Source organism: Micromonospora inaquosa, assembly GCF_003857055.1.
Classification (GTDB): Bacteria; Actinomycetota; Actinomycetes; order Mycobacteriales; family Micromonosporaceae; genus Micromonospora; species Micromonospora inaquosa.
On the sequence record NZ_QGSZ01000209.1, the window covers coordinates 43,222 to 59,945 of the forward strand.

Annotated in this window: 14 protein-coding genes; 10 read left to right on the plus strand and 4 right to left on the minus strand. The window is 70.2% G+C overall.

Annotated features, from left to right (window positions below; all coding sequences use genetic code 11):
- Positions 1-39: 39 nt before the first annotated feature.
- Positions 40-4,422: a S8 family serine peptidase gene (locus tag DLJ59_RS15665; protein WP_244236048.1), complete on the minus strand. Its 4,383-nt coding sequence runs from the start codon at positions 4,420-4,422 to the stop codon at positions 40-42.
- A gap of 281 nt (positions 4,423-4,703) precedes the next feature.
- Here DLJ59_RS15665 and DLJ59_RS15670 point away from each other — a divergent pair, with 281 nt between their 5' ends.
- Entirely contained in the window at positions 4,704-5,228 is a 525-nt protein-coding gene (locus DLJ59_RS15670; RefSeq protein ID WP_124773341.1) for a winged helix-turn-helix domain-containing protein, read from the plus strand.
- A 97-nt stretch (positions 5,229-5,325) separates the two neighbouring features.
- Positions 5,326-5,649 carry a VOC family protein gene (locus tag DLJ59_RS15675; protein WP_279635757.1) on the plus strand — a complete coding sequence of 108 codons (324 nt, stop codon included), beginning with the start codon at positions 5,326-5,328 and terminating at the stop codon, positions 5,647-5,649.
- Between the two features lie 67 nt (positions 5,650-5,716).
- On the opposite strand, the gene DLJ59_RS15680 is transcribed toward DLJ59_RS15675, so the two are convergent.
- A complete protein-coding gene (locus DLJ59_RS15680) occupies positions 5,717-6,613 on the minus strand; it encodes an AurF N-oxygenase family protein (RefSeq protein WP_124773345.1) in 897 nt (298 codons plus the stop codon).
- A gap of 48 nt (positions 6,614-6,661) precedes the next feature.
- Here DLJ59_RS15680 and DLJ59_RS15685 point away from each other — a divergent pair, with 48 nt between their 5' ends.
- From DLJ59_RS15685 to DLJ59_RS15720, 8 genes are all read left to right on the plus strand, one after another.
- On the plus strand, positions 6,662-7,381 hold the full coding sequence (locus DLJ59_RS15685) for a TetR family transcriptional regulator (RefSeq protein ID WP_124773347.1): 720 nt from the start codon (positions 6,662-6,664) through the stop codon (positions 7,379-7,381).
- On the plus strand, positions 7,378-7,677 hold the full coding sequence (locus DLJ59_RS15690; RefSeq protein WP_124773348.1) for a DUF4873 domain-containing protein: 300 nt from the start codon (positions 7,378-7,380) through the stop codon (positions 7,675-7,677). The genes DLJ59_RS15685 and DLJ59_RS15690 overlap by 4 nt, the downstream gene beginning before the upstream one ends.
- The gene (locus tag DLJ59_RS15695; RefSeq protein ID WP_124773350.1) at positions 7,678-9,171 is read left to right on the plus strand and encodes a flavin-containing monooxygenase; all 1,494 of its coding nucleotides are present in this window, start codon (positions 7,678-7,680) and stop codon (positions 9,169-9,171) included. It begins immediately after the preceding gene.
- Positions 9,161-10,033: an SDR family oxidoreductase gene (locus DLJ59_RS15700; RefSeq protein ID WP_124773352.1), complete on the plus strand. Its 873-nt coding sequence runs from the start codon at positions 9,161-9,163 to the stop codon at positions 10,031-10,033. Before DLJ59_RS15695 ends, DLJ59_RS15700 begins: the two co-directional genes overlap by 11 nt.
- On the plus strand, positions 10,030-10,842 hold the full coding sequence (locus DLJ59_RS15705; RefSeq protein WP_124773354.1) for an alpha/beta fold hydrolase: 813 nt from the start codon (positions 10,030-10,032) through the stop codon (positions 10,840-10,842). Before DLJ59_RS15700 ends, DLJ59_RS15705 begins: the two co-directional genes overlap by 4 nt.
- Before the next feature lie 76 nt (positions 10,843-10,918).
- A complete protein-coding gene (locus DLJ59_RS15710) occupies positions 10,919-11,539 on the plus strand; it encodes an acyl-CoA-like ligand-binding transcription factor (protein ID WP_124773355.1) in 621 nt (206 codons plus the stop codon).
- Positions 11,540-11,612: 73 nt separating this feature from the next.
- Positions 11,613-13,193: an MDR family MFS transporter gene (locus DLJ59_RS15715; protein WP_124773357.1), complete on the plus strand. Its 1,581-nt coding sequence runs from the start codon at positions 11,613-11,615 to the stop codon at positions 13,191-13,193.
- 223 nt (positions 13,194-13,416) lie between these two features.
- Positions 13,417-14,976, plus strand: coding sequence for an OFA family MFS transporter (locus DLJ59_RS15720; RefSeq protein ID WP_124773371.1), 1,560 nt, complete (start codon positions 13,417-13,419; stop codon positions 14,974-14,976).
- A 127-nt stretch (positions 14,977-15,103) separates the two neighbouring features.
- Here the strand turns inward: DLJ59_RS15720 and nrfD are convergent, their stop codons facing one another.
- The gene (gene nrfD / locus DLJ59_RS15725; RefSeq protein WP_124773359.1) at positions 15,104-16,180 is read right to left on the minus strand and encodes an NrfD/PsrC family molybdoenzyme membrane anchor subunit; all 1,077 of its coding nucleotides are present in this window, start codon (positions 16,178-16,180) and stop codon (positions 15,104-15,106) included.
- On the minus strand, positions 16,177-16,724 hold a 548-nt coding region (locus DLJ59_RS15730), incomplete at its 5' end, for a 4Fe-4S dicluster domain-containing protein (RefSeq protein WP_124773361.1). The genes DLJ59_RS15730 and nrfD, both read right to left, overlap by 4 nt.

Here is a 16,724-nt window from a genome sequence, read left to right on the forward strand (position 1 = left end):
ACCAGGCGGGCCGGATGTGGTGCGTCTAACGCTCGGGCGTCAGCACTTGATGGGCGCCAACCCGAAGTTCTCCACAGTCGGAGTGGAGGTGTCGATCCTGGTCTGACGGGTCTGCGGCTTCCAGCCGTCCTTGGCCACGATCATCGTGAGCGGGTTGTTGCGGCGGTCCACCCAGTGGGCGTACTTACCCTCGGCGTCGGTGGCGAAGGTGTACGACGTCGCCCACGAGTCGACCTGGACGACCGCACCGGTGAGCGGCGAGGTCGCGCCCTGGCAGCTGGTGCCGGTGACCGTACCCATGAGCTTGCCCCAGGTCTTCGGGGGGTTCGCGGTCATGGTCACCGCGACCGGCGCCACCGAGTACGGGGTGTTCTCGGAGATCGCGACCGCGCCGGAGTAGGTGCCCGGCTGGTCCACGTTCGCCGTCAGACCGACGGTGACCGTGACCTTCGCGCCCGGCGCGAGGGTGACCGCCGACGTGTCGATGGTCATCCAGCTGACGTCGGCCGCCGACTCGGCGCACCCCTCGAAGCCCGGGAGCACCTCGCTGTCCGGAGCCGCGTCGAAGCTGCCGGACGAGCCGCCGATCTTGTAGAAGCCGCACGCCGCGCCGCCGCGGTACCGGGCGGTGTTGGCGTTCGGCAGGTTGGACCACGAACCGGCGGCCGGGTCGAAGGCGAAGCCGGCGTTGCTGATGGCGCCACCCTGCGAACCACCGACGACGAGGAGCTTGCCGCTGGCGACGGCGTACGAGCTGGCCCAGTTGTCGGCCGGCGCGTCGGCGACGGCGGTCCAGGTGTTGGCACCCGGGTCGAAGGCGTAGCTGGACTTCTGCGCGGTGGAACCGTCGTTGCCGCCGGTGCAGTAGAGGACGCCGTCGATCCCGCCGCAGGAGGCGAAGGCCACCGACTTCGGGTAGTTGGCCATCGTCTCCCACGTGTCGGTGGTCGGGTCGTACCGGACCACGCTGTTCGACATCGGCAGGCAGGCCGCGGTCGTGCAGCCGCCGACCGCGTACAGCTTGCCGTCGACGACGGCCTGACCGGCCGCGGCCCGTGGTGCCGGGTTGTCGGCCAGTTCGGTCCAGGTGTTGGCACCCGGGTCGTACGACCAGGTGGCGGAGTCCGGGCCGGCGTCGGCCCAACCACCGCTGACAATGATCTTGCCGTTCACCACGCCCGCGGTCAGGGCGTTGCGCGCGCCGGGGAGGTCGGCGATCGCCGTCCAGGTCTGCGCGGCCGGGTCGTAGGCGTAGTTCTTGGTGGTGGAGGCCTCACCGTTGCCGCCACCGAGCGAGTACACCTTGCCGTCCAGGTTCACCACCCGGTTGTCCATGATCGTGGCCGGGTAGTTGGCGATGTCGGTCCACGGTGCCGCGTGCGGGCCAGTCGCCGCGGCAACGGCCTTGGCCTCCTTGCCGGACGCCTTGGCGGCGAACGACGTCGGCACCGTGAGTCGCTGCTCCGGCGCGCCGCTGGAGCCGAGCACCTGCTGCCGGGTGACCTTGGAGCCGTCCGCCCGCAGGAGCTCGAACCCGTTGTCGCGCTCACCGAACTTCACCTCGACCGGCGCGCCGCCGGTGTTGGTCACCGTGAACTTCTTGCTGGTCTTGCCGTTGGGCATCTGGAGCGTCGCGCTGAGCTCCGTCGGCGTCACCGACAGCCGGCCGGCCGCGAGCTGGAAGTTCGCGGTGGTCGCCCAGTCGGCCTCGACGTCGACCTGCTTGGTCTGGCTGACGTAATTGCCGGCGGTCGCCGTGAACGGGTGCCCGCCGGTCAGCGACGAATAGATCCAGTAGAAGCCGTCGGCCAGCCCCGGGTCGTCCGGGGTCGCCACGGTGACGGCCTTCTCGGCGGGCCGGTCCTTGCTGGTGACGGTCGCCCCGTTGACGTAGCTGTCGTCGTTCTTGTCGCGGACGTTGCCCACGACCAGACCACCGTTGAGCGGCACGCAGGTGACCTGGCTGCCGATCAGGACGTTGTCGACCTCCCACCACCACTCGTACGAGGCGTCGTAGTAGTGGAACCGCACCTGCACCTGCGCCTGACCGGCGGCCTGCGGGATCGCGATCTCGGTCAGCTTCGGTCCCCGGACGTCAGTCTCCTGGCGGAGCACGTTGGTCCAGGTGGCACCGCCGTCGATGCTCAGATCGACGTCGGCGGTGTCGGCAGCCAGCTGGTTGAAGTCCTGGTTGAACCGGATGACCGGGGCCGTGACGGCGGTCAGGTCGACCACCGGGCTGACCAGGGACGTGTCCTGGCTGGCGCCCGCACCGTAGGCGTCACTGTCGATCATCGCAAAGTTGCCGCTGCCGCCGGTCAGGTTGCCCCGGCCGCCGTCGTCGGTGAACTTCCAGACCTGACCGCTGCCCGCGTTGTCCACGACGGTCCAGCCGGCCGGCGTGGTCGTGGCGTCGAAGGTCTCGTACTCACCGTCAGAGCCGAACGTGTATCCGGCGGCGGTGGTGCAGACGTCGGTGTCCACCGGAACGGCGACGTTGGCGGTGGCGTTGCCCGAGCCGACCACGACCTGCTTGGTGACGGTCTGGTAGCCCGGGTACTGCGACTCGTACTTCAGGGTGTACGTCTGCCCGGCCGGCAGCTTGATGCTGTAGCGGCCGTTCGACGGGGTGGTGTAGTCGTAGACGCCGGACACGCCAGTCACTGTCACCTTCGCGTACAACGGCCAGCCGTGGCCGGAGCCGTCGGTGACCGCTCCGGTGACGTTGACGCTCGGCACCGCGGTGAGGGCGACGTTGAGCGTCGTGGTCGCGCCCTTGGCGACCGTTGCCGTCTTGGTGGTGCTGCCGTAACCGAACGCCGCGACGGCGACCTGGTAGTCGCCGGTGGGGAGCTGGGTCGAGAACTTGCCGTCGGCGCCGGTGGTCAGCTCACGCTCGGACGGGCCGGTGAGCGTCAGCGTCGCGCCGGCGATCGGGGCGCCGGAGGTCGCGTCGGTGACCGTGCCGGCCAGCGTGCCGATGTCGCCGATGGGGGCGGCGTTGAGCAACGCGAGGGCGTCCAGTCGGCCTTCGCCGTAGACGTTGTTGTCGGCCGCCGTGCCACCACACTGGTCGTCGGCCTTGTCGATCGCGGCGCCGTTGAGCAGCGCGCGGGTCGCGTTGACGTCACCGACCAGCGACGGCGCCGCCGAGTACAGCAGCGCGATCGCGCCGGCGAGGTGCGGTGCGGCCATCGAGGTGCCGCTGATGCTGCCGTAGGCGCTGCCCGGGATGCTCGACCGGACGTTCACGCCCGGCGCCGAGATGTTGGGCTTGATCTCGCCGTTCTGACCGACACCGCGGGCGGAGAAGCCGGCGACGTTGTTGTTGATGTCGTACGCGCCGGTCGAGTAGTTGCTGGCGAGGCTGCCCGGCGAGCCGCTGGTCTGGCAGGCTGGCCCGCTGTTGCCGTTGGACCAGACGCCGAAGATCCCGGACGCGGCCCAGGCGTCCGTCACGTCCTCCATGAACGGCTCGTTGGACGGGTCCCGGGTGCCCCACGAGTTGTTGATGATGTTCGGTCGCTTGCTCGCGTCCGCGTTCTGACCGTTGAGGTCCAGCGGCTCGAGCATCCACTGACCGGATTCGATCAGAGCGGCGTCACTGGGGCAGCACCCGTTCGCCGCGATCCACTTGACCCCGGGGGCGACACCGATCTGGTTCGCGCCGTCGGAGCCGGCCATGGTGCCCATCGTGTGCGTACCGTGGCCATCGCCGTCGCAGGGGGCGGTCGCGCAGGCTCCGGTGGCGGCGGCGGCGTTGAACCAGTTGTAGTTGTGGTCGAACGTCCCGTCACCGTTGTTGCCGCGGTAGGAGTTCACCAGCGCCGGGTGGTCGAACTGCACACCGGTGTCGATGTTCGCGATGGTGATGCCCTCGCCCTTGACGCCGTACTGGGACCAGACGTCGTCGGCGTTGATGTTGGCGACGCCCCACTCCAGGGCGTTCACTGTCTTCTCGTCGGTGCCCTTGGTCGTCTCCGGCACCTTGTACGCGACCGGGGCGTAGAGGCCCTCGACCTCCGAGTGCCCGGCGAACTTCTGGGCCATCGCCAGCGAACCGCTGTTCACCTTGATGGCGTTGGTGGCCCAGAAGGTCTGGTACTTCGTGCCCGAGCTGTCGAGGTCGGCTCGGATCTTGCCCTGGCTCGCCGCGGCGGTCTTGCGCAGCGCTTCCGCCACCGCCGTTCCCCGCTTCGACCAGTCCTTGATGGCGCTGGCCTTGCTCAGGTCCGCCCGGTCCTTGAACCGGATCCAGAAGTCCCCTTCACTCTTGGCCTGGAGCTGCTTGGCGAGTTCGGGTCGGATCTTGTCGCCGGTCTGGGCGCCCGCCCCCATCGCACCGCCCGGCGCGGCCTGCGCGCCCGAGCCGATGGTGGCCAGGCATGTCGCGGCGAGGATCGTCGCCGCTCCGGCGCTCACCAGCGATCTGGCTGCGCGCCGCCATTGTGGACGTCTGAACATAGGTGCTGCCTCCCTCAGAACGACCCAGGGTGTAGTGGGCCATGGTGGACCTCCCCATGCACCGCGCGGGTCACGCCGGTTGCCCGAGTGGACACTATGATCGAGAAGAACGGACGATCAAGAACTTGCCGTGAGCAACTTGTCGCTAAGAGTTGCCCTGGCTGGCGGCGCGCTTGCCAATCATTGTCAGGACCGTGACGAGAGCTGGGCAGGGATGCCCATCGATCCCGGGTGGTGCGGTGGCCAAGGACGAGGCAACGGTGAACAGGGGTGATCCGGCCGACGAGCCGTTCCCACTGCTGATCGCGGTCACCCCGTCGCCGGCCGAGCGCATCCGGCTCGCGGAGCTTCTCGACGGCATCGCGCCGCTGCTGCTGGTCGCTGACCTCGACGAGCTGCGCCGGCTGATCGCCGCCCCGCAGCAGGTGCCCGCCGCATCCGAACCGGCGCGGGTCGCCACCCTGGTGATCGACTCGGCCCGCTCCAGCGCCCGCTGCGGTGAACGGGAGATCGACCTCACCCGCCTGGAACACGACCTGCTGACCTGCCTGGTCACCGAGCCGGCCCGGGTCTGGAGCTACGCCGAGCTGCACCGGTCGGTCTGGGGTGACGAGGGGCGTGAGCGCAAGGCTGATGTGCAGTCACTCGTGAAGCGGCTGCGCCGCAAGCTGAACGACCTGGGCACCGGGGCCACCATCGATGTGGTCCGCGGGGTGGGGCTGCGGCTGACCGATCACCAGCAGGCCCGGGTCGAACGGGCCTGACAGCGACGTCGCATGAACTGATCCCGACCGGGGTACGACCGGAAGATCAGCAACAAACAGGCGACGTAGTGCGCTGGTAAGGAGAAGTCAGCATGGCATTGCCCAATCCCTCGCCACCTTCAACCTCGACAACCTCGGGATCGACCTGATCCAGTTCCAGGAGCCGGTCGGCGACGTCGCCCAGGTGGCCGCCAACCGGCCCGGCTCGATGCACCTCTGCTTCCACGTCGACGACGTGCGCGCGGTCTACGACCGGATGAGCGAGGCCGGGTTCGAGTTCCTCGGGCAGCCGTACACGTTCGCGCCGGACGAGGTGAACCCGCCGGCCGCGGTCGGCACCGAGGTCGCGTACTTCAACGACCCGGACGGGACGAACCTGGAGATCATCGCGCCGAAGGGTGGCTTCGCCCGCGACGCGTGAGCCCAGACGGGCGGCGTGGGGTCCGGCCGGAGACGGCACGGGCCCCACGCCGTTTCACCGGGACGGCTCAGGTCAGCCCGGCCCGGGCCCACAGCAGACGCCCCGGCCCAGCCACCAGGCCAACGCCCGCCAGGTTGGCGTGCACCCGCGCCGCCGACCAGCGCAGGGTGGCCCGCCAGTGCGGGTTGGCGCGGGCAGCGGCACGACCCACCGCCGGTGGAATGCCCACCGCCGCGTACACGTCGGGATGGACCAGGCGGTTGGCGATCGTGTAGGCCGCGCGTCCGACCAACAGCCGGGCGTACGCCATGCCCACCGGGCCGGTGGCCGCGACCGCGGCGGCCAGCTCCTCGCGGGCGAACCGGACGTGTCGCGCCTCCTCCACCACGTGGATGCGAGAGACCATCCGGATGAGCGGCTGGAGCGACTCGTCCGCCATGATCTCGCGCTGGAACGCGTCGAGGATCTCCTCCGCGATGAGGATCGCGGCGTACATTCGGGGGCCGCTGGCGGTGGCCTTGAGAAAGCGCCCGAGGTGGTGGTCCACAGTGCTCGCCCGGTAGACCGGACAACCCATCGCCTCGATCAGTCGGCCGAACATGATGGAGTGCCGGCACTCGTCGGCGACCTCGGTCAGCGCGTACTGCGCCTGCCGACTGGTCGGGTCGGCGCGGTAGTACTCCCGGATCAGCATCTGCATGAGGATCGTCTCGAACCACAGCCCGGCGCTGGCGGCGCTGGCCACCTCGTGCCTGGTGAGCTCGACGCGCTGCGCCTCGCTGAGCTGCTCCCACAGGGCGGTGCCGTAGAGGCTGCTGCGGTGCGGTGGAAGCCAGAAGGCGCCGGGGGTGTGCGGGGCGTCCCAGTCGATCTCGACGGTGGGGTCGTAGCTGGTGCGCAGTGAGGACGTGAGGAGTCGCTCGGCGACCGTCGCGCGCTCGGTTTCCGTCGGTGCGGCCTCCATGACTCCTCCATATTGACGTGACGACCGGTAACTGTTACGAGTAGTAGCATGCAATCGCCGCTCACTGATGTCAATGCATCCGACCCACCTCCGGACGGCGACCCGAAGGCGAAGGGCAACGGTCGCCGGGACCGCTGGGCAGACCATCGTGAGCAACGACGGCGGGAGTTGGTCGGTGCCGCCGTGCAGGCGCTGCTGCGGCACGGCCCGGACGTCGACATGGAACAGGTCGCCGCCACGGCGGGCGTCAGCAAACCGGTCCTGTACCGCTACTTCGCCGACAAGTCGCAGCTCTGGGTCGCGGTGAGCGAGGTGGTGGCCGCGCGGGTGGTCGACGCCATCGCGCCGGCGATCGAGCAGGTCCGCGAGGAACGTGGCCTGGTCGAGGCGACGATCGACGCGTACCTCGGGGTGATCGAGTCACAGCCCACGCTCTACCGGTTCCTGATGCGACAGGCCGGTCAACCCGGCATCCACCAGGTGGTCGCCGGCACCAGCCGGCAGGTCGCCGCCGGGCTGGCCCGGGTGATCGGTGACCGGCTACGGGCGCTGGGCCTGGACGCCGGCCCGGCGGAGCCGTGGGCGTACGGCCTGGTCGGCTTCGTGCAGGCGGTCGGCGACTGGTGGACCACACACGGTCAACCGATCAGCCGGGTCGCCCTCACCGACTACCTGACCACTCTGCTGTGGAGCGGCATCGAGGGGGTACGCGCCAGCGCCGACCTGCCACCCGAGCTCACCCGCGCCCACGAGCGGATCGTGCCGTGAGCTACCACGGCCCGGCCGGCGTCGAGGGCGCCTCGGTCCAGGTGCACCTCAGTGGGCGGTGGGAGCCGGTCGACGGTCGCTTCCACTGGGGTGGGCGGATCGAACCCGAGCCACGGGTGACCCACCTGCTGCGCTCCGGTCGGCGCGACGTCGAGGTGCGCATCGCCGACCGGGTCCGGCCAGCCCGACTGGCCGAGGTCGATCCGTGGGGCGGCGTACGCGTCACCGGGGTGGGCGATCCGCCCTGGCCGCCCGAGGCCGACCCGGTTGCCCCGGCCGAGCTCACGGAGGAGTGAATGGAGACAGACGTTGCCATCATCGGCGCCGGCTTCGGTGGCCTGGGGGCCGCCATCCGCCTTCAGCGGGCCGGCTTCACCGACTTTCTCGTCTTCGACCGGGGTGACGACGTCGGCGGCACCTGGCGTGACAACACCTACCCCGGCTGCGCCTGCGACGTCCCGTCGCACCTCTACTCGTTCTCCTTCGCCCCCAACCCGCGCTGGTCGAACACCTTCTCCAGTCAGCCGGAGATCTGGGACTACCTGCGTGGCTGCGTCGACCGTTTCGGGATCCGCCCGAGGTTGCGGCTACGCCACGAGGTGCGGGAGGCGAGGTGGGACGACCAGCGCCAGCGGTGGCTGCTGCGTACCTCCGGCGGCGACCACACCGCCCGGGTCCTGATCTGTGCCGCCGGCCCGCTCAGCGACCCCGCCATCCCCGACCTGCCCGGGATCGACGAGTTCGCCGGCACCGTGTTCCACTCGGCGCGGTGGCGGCACGACCACGACCTCACCGGCCGCCGCGTCGCGGTGATCGGCACCGGCGCCTCAGCCGTCCAGTTCGTGCCACAGATCCAGCCGGCGGTCGAGAGGCTGACGCTCTTCCAGCGCACCCCCGCGTGGATCATGCCGAGGTTGTCGCGCCGGATCAGCGGGGTCGAGCAGGCCGCGTTGCGCACCGTGCCCGGCGCGCAACGGGCCGCCCGGATAAGGCTCTATCTGGTACGCGAGAGCCTGGGCCTGGGCTTCCTGCACCCGGCGGTGAACCGCCTCGCCTCGCGGCTGTCCCTGCGTACGCTGCGCCGGCAGGTCCCCGACCCGCACCTGCGGGACAAGCTCACCCCGCGGTACACGATGGGCTGCAAGCGGGTGCTGATCTCCAACGACTACTGGCCGTCGCTCACCCGACCGAACGTCGACGTGGTGACCGCCGGCATCGCCCGGATCGTGCCGGATGGCCTCGTCACCGACGACGACGTGCACCACCCGGCGGACACGATCATTTTCGGCACCGGATTCCACGTCACCGACTCCCCCGTCGTGCGGCGCATCCACGGCCGTGCCGGGCGCAGCCTGAGCGAGGCCTGGACCCCCAGCATGCACGCCTACCGGGGCACGACCATCGCCGGCTTCCCCAACCTGTTCTTCCTGCTCGGCCCGAACACCGGGCTCGGGCACACCTCGGTGGTGCTGATGATCGAGGCGCAGCTGCATCTGGTGCTCGCGGCCCTGCGTCACATGCGGGCCACGGGCATCGAGGCCATCGAGCCCACCGCGCAGGCGCAACGACGCTGGACCGAGCGGATCGACCGGAAGATGGCCGGCACCGTCTGGCAGACCGGCTGTTCGAGCTGGTACCTCGACGCTACCGGCCGCAACACCACCATCTGGCCGGGCTTCGCCACCAGCTTCCGGATGCGGCTGCGCCGGTTCCGCCCGGCCGACTACCAGACCGCCTCGACCGGCAGCACCCCCAACGAACCGGAACGGGAGCACGCCGATGCGCTATGACCTGACGGGCAAGATCGTTCTCATCACCGGCGCGGCACGCGGCATCGGGGCGCAACTGGCCCGCGAGGCCGTCGCCCGTGGAGCCCGGGTCGCCCTCGTCGGTCTGGAAGGCGAACTGCTCAAGCAGCTCAGCGCCGACCTCGACGCGCACTGGTACGAGTGTGACGTCACCGACCAGGCGGCGTTGGACGCCGCGGTGTCCTCCACTGTGGGCCGCTTCGGTGGAATCGACGTGGTGGTGGCCAACGCGGGCATCGCGAACCTCGGCACCGTCGCCGTGGGACCGGTCGACGCGCTGGTGCGTACCGTCGAGGTGAACCTCTGCGGCGCGATCCGCACGGTCAGCGCGGCGCTGCCCCACGTCACCGCCGCCCGTGGCCACGTCCTGATCGTCTCGTCCGCCGCCGCCTTCACGGCGATGCCCGGCATGGCCGCCTACTGCGCCTCGAAGGCGGGTGTGGAGCAGTTCGCCAACGTGCTGCGCCTGGAGACCCGTCCGCGCGGCGTCACCGTCGGCACCGCCCATCCGATCTGGATCGACACCGACCTGGTCCGCGACATCCGTGACGACCTGCCGTCCTTCCGCGCCACACTGCGCCGGTTGCCGTGGCCGCTGTCCACCGTCGTCCCGGTCGAGCAGTGCGTCGAGGCCCTGCTGCGCGGTATCGAACGCCGCAAACGCAAGGTGTACGTGCCCCGGTCACTCGCCGTGGTGCAGGCGCTGCGACCGGTGGTGCTGAGCGGCTTCTCCGATGCGTTGATCACCAGGTTCGGCGGCCGGACGATGGTCGGCCAGATGGAAGACGAGGTGCGCCAGCTCGGGCGGTCCTTCGGCAGGACGTCGGTGGGCGGGCGGTCATGAGCATGCACTTCCGACGTGCGGGCAGCGGAGAGCCGCTCGTGCTCATCCACGGCATCGGTCACCGTCATCAGGCGTGGGAGCCGGTGTTCGACCGACTCACCGCGCACCACGAGGTGATCGCGCTCGACCTGCCCGGATTCGGGAACTCTCCGGTGCCCAGCACCGGCATGCCCGGCGACATGGCCGGCACCGTGGCCGGGCTCCTGTCGGTCCTGACCGGGTGGGGGCTGGAGCGTCCACACGTCGCCGGCTACAGCCTCGGTGGGGCGATCGCCCTGGAGCTTGCCGCCACCGGGGCGGCCGCCTCGGCCACCGCCCTCTCCCCCGCCGGCTTCTTCACCCCGGCCGAGCGCCGACGGGCGCTGGCCATCCTCCGGATGCTGCGGGCCAACTCGTACCTGCCCACCCCGATCATGCGGGTCGCCCTGCGCTCGGCGTACCTGCGGGCGTTGTGCTTCGGGCCGCTGATGGCCCGCCCGACGCTGCTGGATGTCGAGCGCGCGTTGGGCGACGCGCTCGCCCTTCGGCGCGGGCTCGGCTTCAACGCCGTGGCCAGAGCCGCCCGTGACTATCGCTTCGACTGCCCTCGGCTGTCCGACGCGACGGTGCCGGTGACCATCGGCTGGGGGGACCACGACCGGATCTTCGGCGTCCACCAGGCCGAACGCGCCCGGGCGGGCCTGCCGGCGGCACGGGTGGTGACGCTGCCCCGTTGCGGGCACGTGCCGATGAGCGACGACCCGGAGTTGGTCGCCGCGCTCATCCTGGAGACCACCGGCGCCGCGCCGGGTCCATCGGTCTCCGGCTAGCCGTCGCGGGTCAGGAAGATCACTTCACAGTCTAAAAACTTGCAGGCTGTGCAACTTCGCTCCTAATCTCGCCCGCGTGACCGTCACCGACCAGGCCGCCACCGGGCGCCGCGACCGCAAGAAGGCGCAGACGCGGGCCGCGCTGACCGCCGCCGCGCTGCGGCTGGTCGCCGAGCGCGGCCTGGAGCACGTGACGGTGGAGGAGATCAGCGAGGCCGCGGACGTGTCCTCGCGGACCTTCTTCAACTACTTCACCTGCAAGGACGAGGCCCTCACCGACGATCCGGCGCTCGACGGCAACCCGGTCGTGGCCCACCTGGCGGCCGCCCCCGCGCGGGTGTCAGCGTTGCAGGCCGTCCGGGTCGCCCTCGACGAGGCGATCGGCGCGATCCAGGCCGACCGGGAGTTGTGGCGGCTGCGACTGACCGTCATCACCCAGAACCCCGCGCTGCTGCCCCGGCTGGTCGCCGGCAACAGCGCGACCGAGCAGGCGATGGTCGCGGTCGTCGCCACCCGCCTCGGCGTCGGCCCCGACCACGCTCACCCGCCGCTGGTCATCGCCGTTGCCGGTGCCGCCTTCCGCACCGCGATGCTGCGCTGGGCCGCCGACGACGACGCCCGGCCCCTGCACGACTTCGTCGACGAGGCGTTCGCCGCCATCGCCGCCGGCCTGCCGGATCCCCCGTCGGCCTGCTGACCCGCAAGTCCCCGCCTCGCCGCGTCAGCTCCGGGGCCAGCCACTCCGCCGAAAACCCGACAAGGGAGCGTCAATGACCACCACCATCCCGCCCGCCGACACCGCGGGCGTCGGCACGCGCATGTCGCGTCGGGAGGTTCTCCAGGCCCTGTCCGGCCTGATGGTCGGCATGTTCGTGTCCATCCTCGCCTCCACGGTGGTGGCGAACGCGCTGCCGCGGATCATCGCGGATCTGAACGGCAGCCAGACCGTCTACACGTGGATCGTCACCAGCGAACTGCTCGCCATGACGGCGACGGTGCCGCTGTGGGGCAAGATGGCCGACCTTTACAGCAAGAAGCTGCTGATCCAGTTGTCGCTGGGACTGTTCGTGGTGGGTTCACTCATCGCGGGCTTCACGCCGAACGTCGAGGTTCTGCTGCTCAGCCGTGTCGTCCAGGGCATCGGCGCCGGCGGCATGACCGCGTTGGCCACGATCGTCATGGCGGCGATGATCCCGCCACGTGAGCTGGGCCGCTACGCCGGCATCTTCGGCGCGGTCTTCGGAGTGGGCACCATCGCCGGTCCGCTGATCGGCGGCCTGCTCGTCGACACGTCGTGGCTGGGCTGGCGGTGGTGCTTCCTGATCGGCGTCCCGTTCAGCATCATCTCCATCGCCCTGCTCCAGCGCACCCTGCACCTGCCGGTCGTCCGCCGCAAGGCAAAGATCGACTGGCTGGGCGCCCTGCTCATCACCTCGGGCGTCTCCACGCTGCTGATCTGGTCGTCCCTGGCCGGCAACAAGTTCGACTGGGCCTCCGGCTGGACGGCGCTGATGGTCATCGGCGGTCTGGTTCTGCTGGCACTGGCCGTGGTCGTCGAGTCGCGGGCGGCGGAGCCGATCGTCCCGCTGGACATCTTCCGCAACCGGACGGTCTCCCTGGCCACCGTCGCCAGTGTGCTGGTCGGCGTCGCGATGTTCGGCGGAACCGTCTTCCTGTCCCAGTACTTCCAGATCTCACTGGGCAAGTCGCCCACCGTCGCGGGCCTGATGAGCCTTCCGATGATCTTCGGTCTGCTCGTCTCGTCGACGGTGGCCGGCCAGCTCATCACGAAGTACGGCCGCTGGAAGGCGTACCTGGTGGCCGGCGCGGCGGTCATGACCGTCGGGATGCTGCTGCTGGGCACCATCGACGCCAAGACCAGCGTCGTCATCCTGTCGATCTACATGGCGGTGCTGGGCGTCGGCGTCGGCATGCTCATGCAGAACCTCGTGCTCGCCGCCCAGAACGATGTGCCGGCACACGAGCTCGGTGCGACCACCTCCGTGCTGACGTTCTTCCGCAGCATGGGCGGCGCGATCGGAGTCAGCGCCCTCGGCGCGGTCCTGGCCAGCCGGGTGGCCTCGCTGACGACCGAGCGGCTCGGTCCGGCGGCGACCGCCGGCGGTGGCTCCACCGAGGTGCCCGACCTGTCCACCCTGCCCGAGCCGGTGCTGCGCATCGTGCAGGACGTGTACGGCATCGCCACCGCGGATCTGTTCCTGGTCGGCGCGCCGATCGCGTTGCTCGCGCTGATCGTCGTGCTGTTCATCAAGGAGAAGCCGCTGCACACCCTCAGCGGGGACGAACGACGCGCCCAGGAGGAGGCGGCCGCAAAGGTCGCGATTCACTGAGCTGTACCAGCAGTCGGGGGCGGGCCGGTGGGCCCGCCCCCGCATTTTTCGGTAACCACATGACGTGAACGGACCAACACGTAACGTGAGGTAGAGCCGGTAATCGGCTGATGCCAGACGCGCGCCGGGCCGCCACTGCGGCGGCGCCGCTCGGCCAACTGCCGGGTCGGACAGCTCGGCAACGTCGCGGCCTACTCAGCCGCAGGAGGTGTGGACGATGCCCATGCTGTCGGTCTTCGATCCTCGGCACACTGTCGCTCCCCCGGGATACAGCCGCTGGCTCATCCCGACCGCGGCACTGGCCGTGCACGTCTGTATCGGTCAGGTCTACGCGACGAGCGTCTACAAGAACTCCCTCATCGCGCACTTCGACACCAGCCAGACGGCGATCGGGGCGATCTTCAGCATCGCCATCGTCATGTTGGGTTCGTCCGCGGCGGTGGGTGGCCGTTGGGTGGAGCGGAACGGGCCACGCCGGGCGATGTTCGCCGCCGCCTGCTTCTGGGCCGTGGGGTTCCTGGTCGGCGCGCTCGGCATCGCGACCCAACAACTCTGGCTCCTCTACCTCGGATACGGCGTCATCGGCGGCATCGGGCTCGGCATCGGCTACATCTCCCCCGTCTCCACACTGATCAAGTGGTTCCCGGACCGCCCCGGCCTCGCCACCGGGCTGGCCATCATGGGGTTCGGCGGCGGCGCCCTGGTCGCCGGCCCGCTCGCGCGCCAACTGCTCTCCCTCTACGACTCCGGCTACAACCCCGACAACCCGGCCGCCGTCGCGTCGGGACACGCCCTCGTGGCCCTCTTCGTCACATTCGGCCTCGGCTATTTCGTGATCATGATGTTCGGCCCGTTCAACGTCCGGGTTCCGGCACCGGACTGGCGGCCCGCCGGCTTCGACCCCGCGACCGTCGCCGCCAAACCTCTGGTGACAACGGCGAGCGTGTCCGCGTCGAACGCGGTGCGTACCCGGTCGTTCTGGTTGCTGTGGATCGTGCTGTTCTGCAACGTCACCGCGGGCATCGGCATCCTGGAACAGGCCAGCCCGATGATCCAGGACTTCTTCCGGGACAACGGGACCGCCACCACGGTCTCGGTGACGGCGGCGGCCGGTTTCGTGGGAGTGCTGTCGCTGTTCAACATGGCTGGGCGGTTCGTCTGGTCGACGACGTCCGACCTCATCGGCCGCAAGCCCATCTACCTGGTCTACCTCGGCGTCGGCATGGTGCTGTACCTGCTGCTCGCCGTGGCCGGCCACTCCGCGACCGCGGTCTTCGTGCTGATCGCCGCCGCGATCATCTCCTTCTACGGCGGTGGTTTCGCCACCATGCCCGCGTACCTGCGTGACCTGTTCGGCACCTTCCAGGTCGGGGCCATCCACGGCCGGATCCTGACCGCCTGGTCGGCTGCGGGTGTCGCCGGCCCGCTGATCGTCAACGGGATCCTCGACACCAAGGGCAAGCCCGGCACCCTCACCGCGGCGGCGTACCGGCCCGCGCTGTTCACCATGGTCGGCATCCTCGCCATCGGGTTCATCGCGAACCTGCTGGTCCGTTCCGTGCCCGAGCGGTTCCACGAACCGAACAAAGGGCCGACCTCTCCGGTGGCGAAGGCGACCATCACCGAGCCGGTCGCTCTCGGGCCGGAGAGCCAACCGCCGGCGCCGCCGCGCGTCGGCAGTCAGACCGGGCGGCTCTGGTTGTCGTGGCTGCTGGTCGCGGTGCTACTCGGGTACGGCATCGTCCAGACGGCCATCACCGCCGCGAAGCTGTTCACCGGCTGACGCGTCGCGCCGGCAGCGGTCCGTCGCGCACAGACCTCTCGGATCGGGCCAGACTGTGAAGCGGAGGAAGGCGCCCCGTCAAGGGGGCGCCTTCCGTTTCGTCGAACTCCGTTCAGCGCCGGTCCGCTCAGCGCCGGGTCGTCGTCGACCGGCTCTCGTCGAGCCGCTCCCGTTGTGGCACGACCGTGTACTTCGGATCGCGTGCCGACACCCTGCCCGCCTCGAAGACACCGAACCGGGTGGCGACCGACGATGCCACGAGGGCGGCGCCGGAGATCACCGACAGGACCCGGCTGCGTCGACTGACCAGCGCGGCGACGGTGCCCACGGCCAGCAGGACGCGTCCCGCCTTGACCAGCCGGCCACTGCGCCCGCGCGTGTAGGGCTCGCCGGTGAGGCCCTGCCGCTCCAACTGGTGTCCCCCGCCGAACTCGACGGCCGCGGCGGCCAGGGCGAGTCGTCGCAGTGGCGCGGTCTGCTCGGCCGGTGCCGCGATCAGTCCGACCCCGGTCGCGGCGGCGAGCGCGCTGCCGGCGAAGACGAACGGCAGCGACGGGTAGGCGTCGTGCCAGGACGGCACTGCCGTGTCGGCGAGGAGCACACCGGTGTACGTCGCCAGTGCCGGCGCGGTCGCCGCAGCGGCCAGGCCGGCGACGTCGCCGATGGGCGGGCCGATCCGACGGGCGAGGCCGAGCACACCATGCCGCGGAAGCAGCGGCGCCAGTTCGGCGATCGCTGCCGCACCGGCCAGCGGCCCGAATGCGGCGAGGATCCAGGTGCCGACCGACATCGGTGAGGTCACCTTGGCCACCCGGAGCATGTGATGGAACCGGTCCGGCCGGCCGAGGTCGTGGATGAGCAGGTACGTGCTGGCGGCGACGCCGCCGAGGGCCGTCCAACGGCCCACCTTGCGCAACCCCGGTCGTCCGGTCAGTTGGGCACCCGCGCCGATCAGCGCACTGCCGGCGGCGAGACCACCGGTGAACAGGTAACCGGCGATGTCGTACTTCCACACCGGCGGCTTCAGAACCGGCCGGCCGTAGTAGGAGGCGAAGTCGGCCGGCGGCACCGTGAGCTGCTCACCGCCGTCACCGCCTCGCCTGCGGGGCTGCCGGTGGCGCTTCCCGTCCGGCTGACCGGGGCCGGTCCGGAACTCGCTGAACCGGGCGCCGACCGGCTCGTTCGATGGCGTCTCGTCGGTCATTGCCGCCTACCCAGGAACGCGGCCGCCGTGGCGACCGCCATCGTCATCGCCGCCAAGCCGGCCCGCTTCCACATGGCCGGCAGGTCGCGGGTGGTCACGATCGGGTCCGGCGGCAGCCCGTACACCTCGGGCTCATCCAGCAACAGGAAGAACGCACCGTCACCACCCACGCCGTCGTTCGGGTCGTGCCCGTACAACCGCGCCTCCGGCACCCCCCGCTCATGCAGCTTCGTCACCCGCGCGGCGGCCCGCTCCCGCAACTCGTCCAGAGCCCCGTACTGGATCGACTCGGTCGGGCACGCCTGCGCACACGCCGGCGTCATCCCCACCCCGAGCCGGTCGTAGCACAGCGTGCACTTCCACGCCCGACCATCGTCCTTACGCTGATCGATGACGCCGTACGGGCAGGCGGAGATGCAGTAGCCGCAGCCGTTGCAGATGTCCTCCTGCACCACCACGGTGCCGAACTCCGTCCGGAACAGGGAACCGGTCGGGCAGACATCCAGGCAGGCCGCGTGGGTGCAGTGCTTGCACACGTCCGACA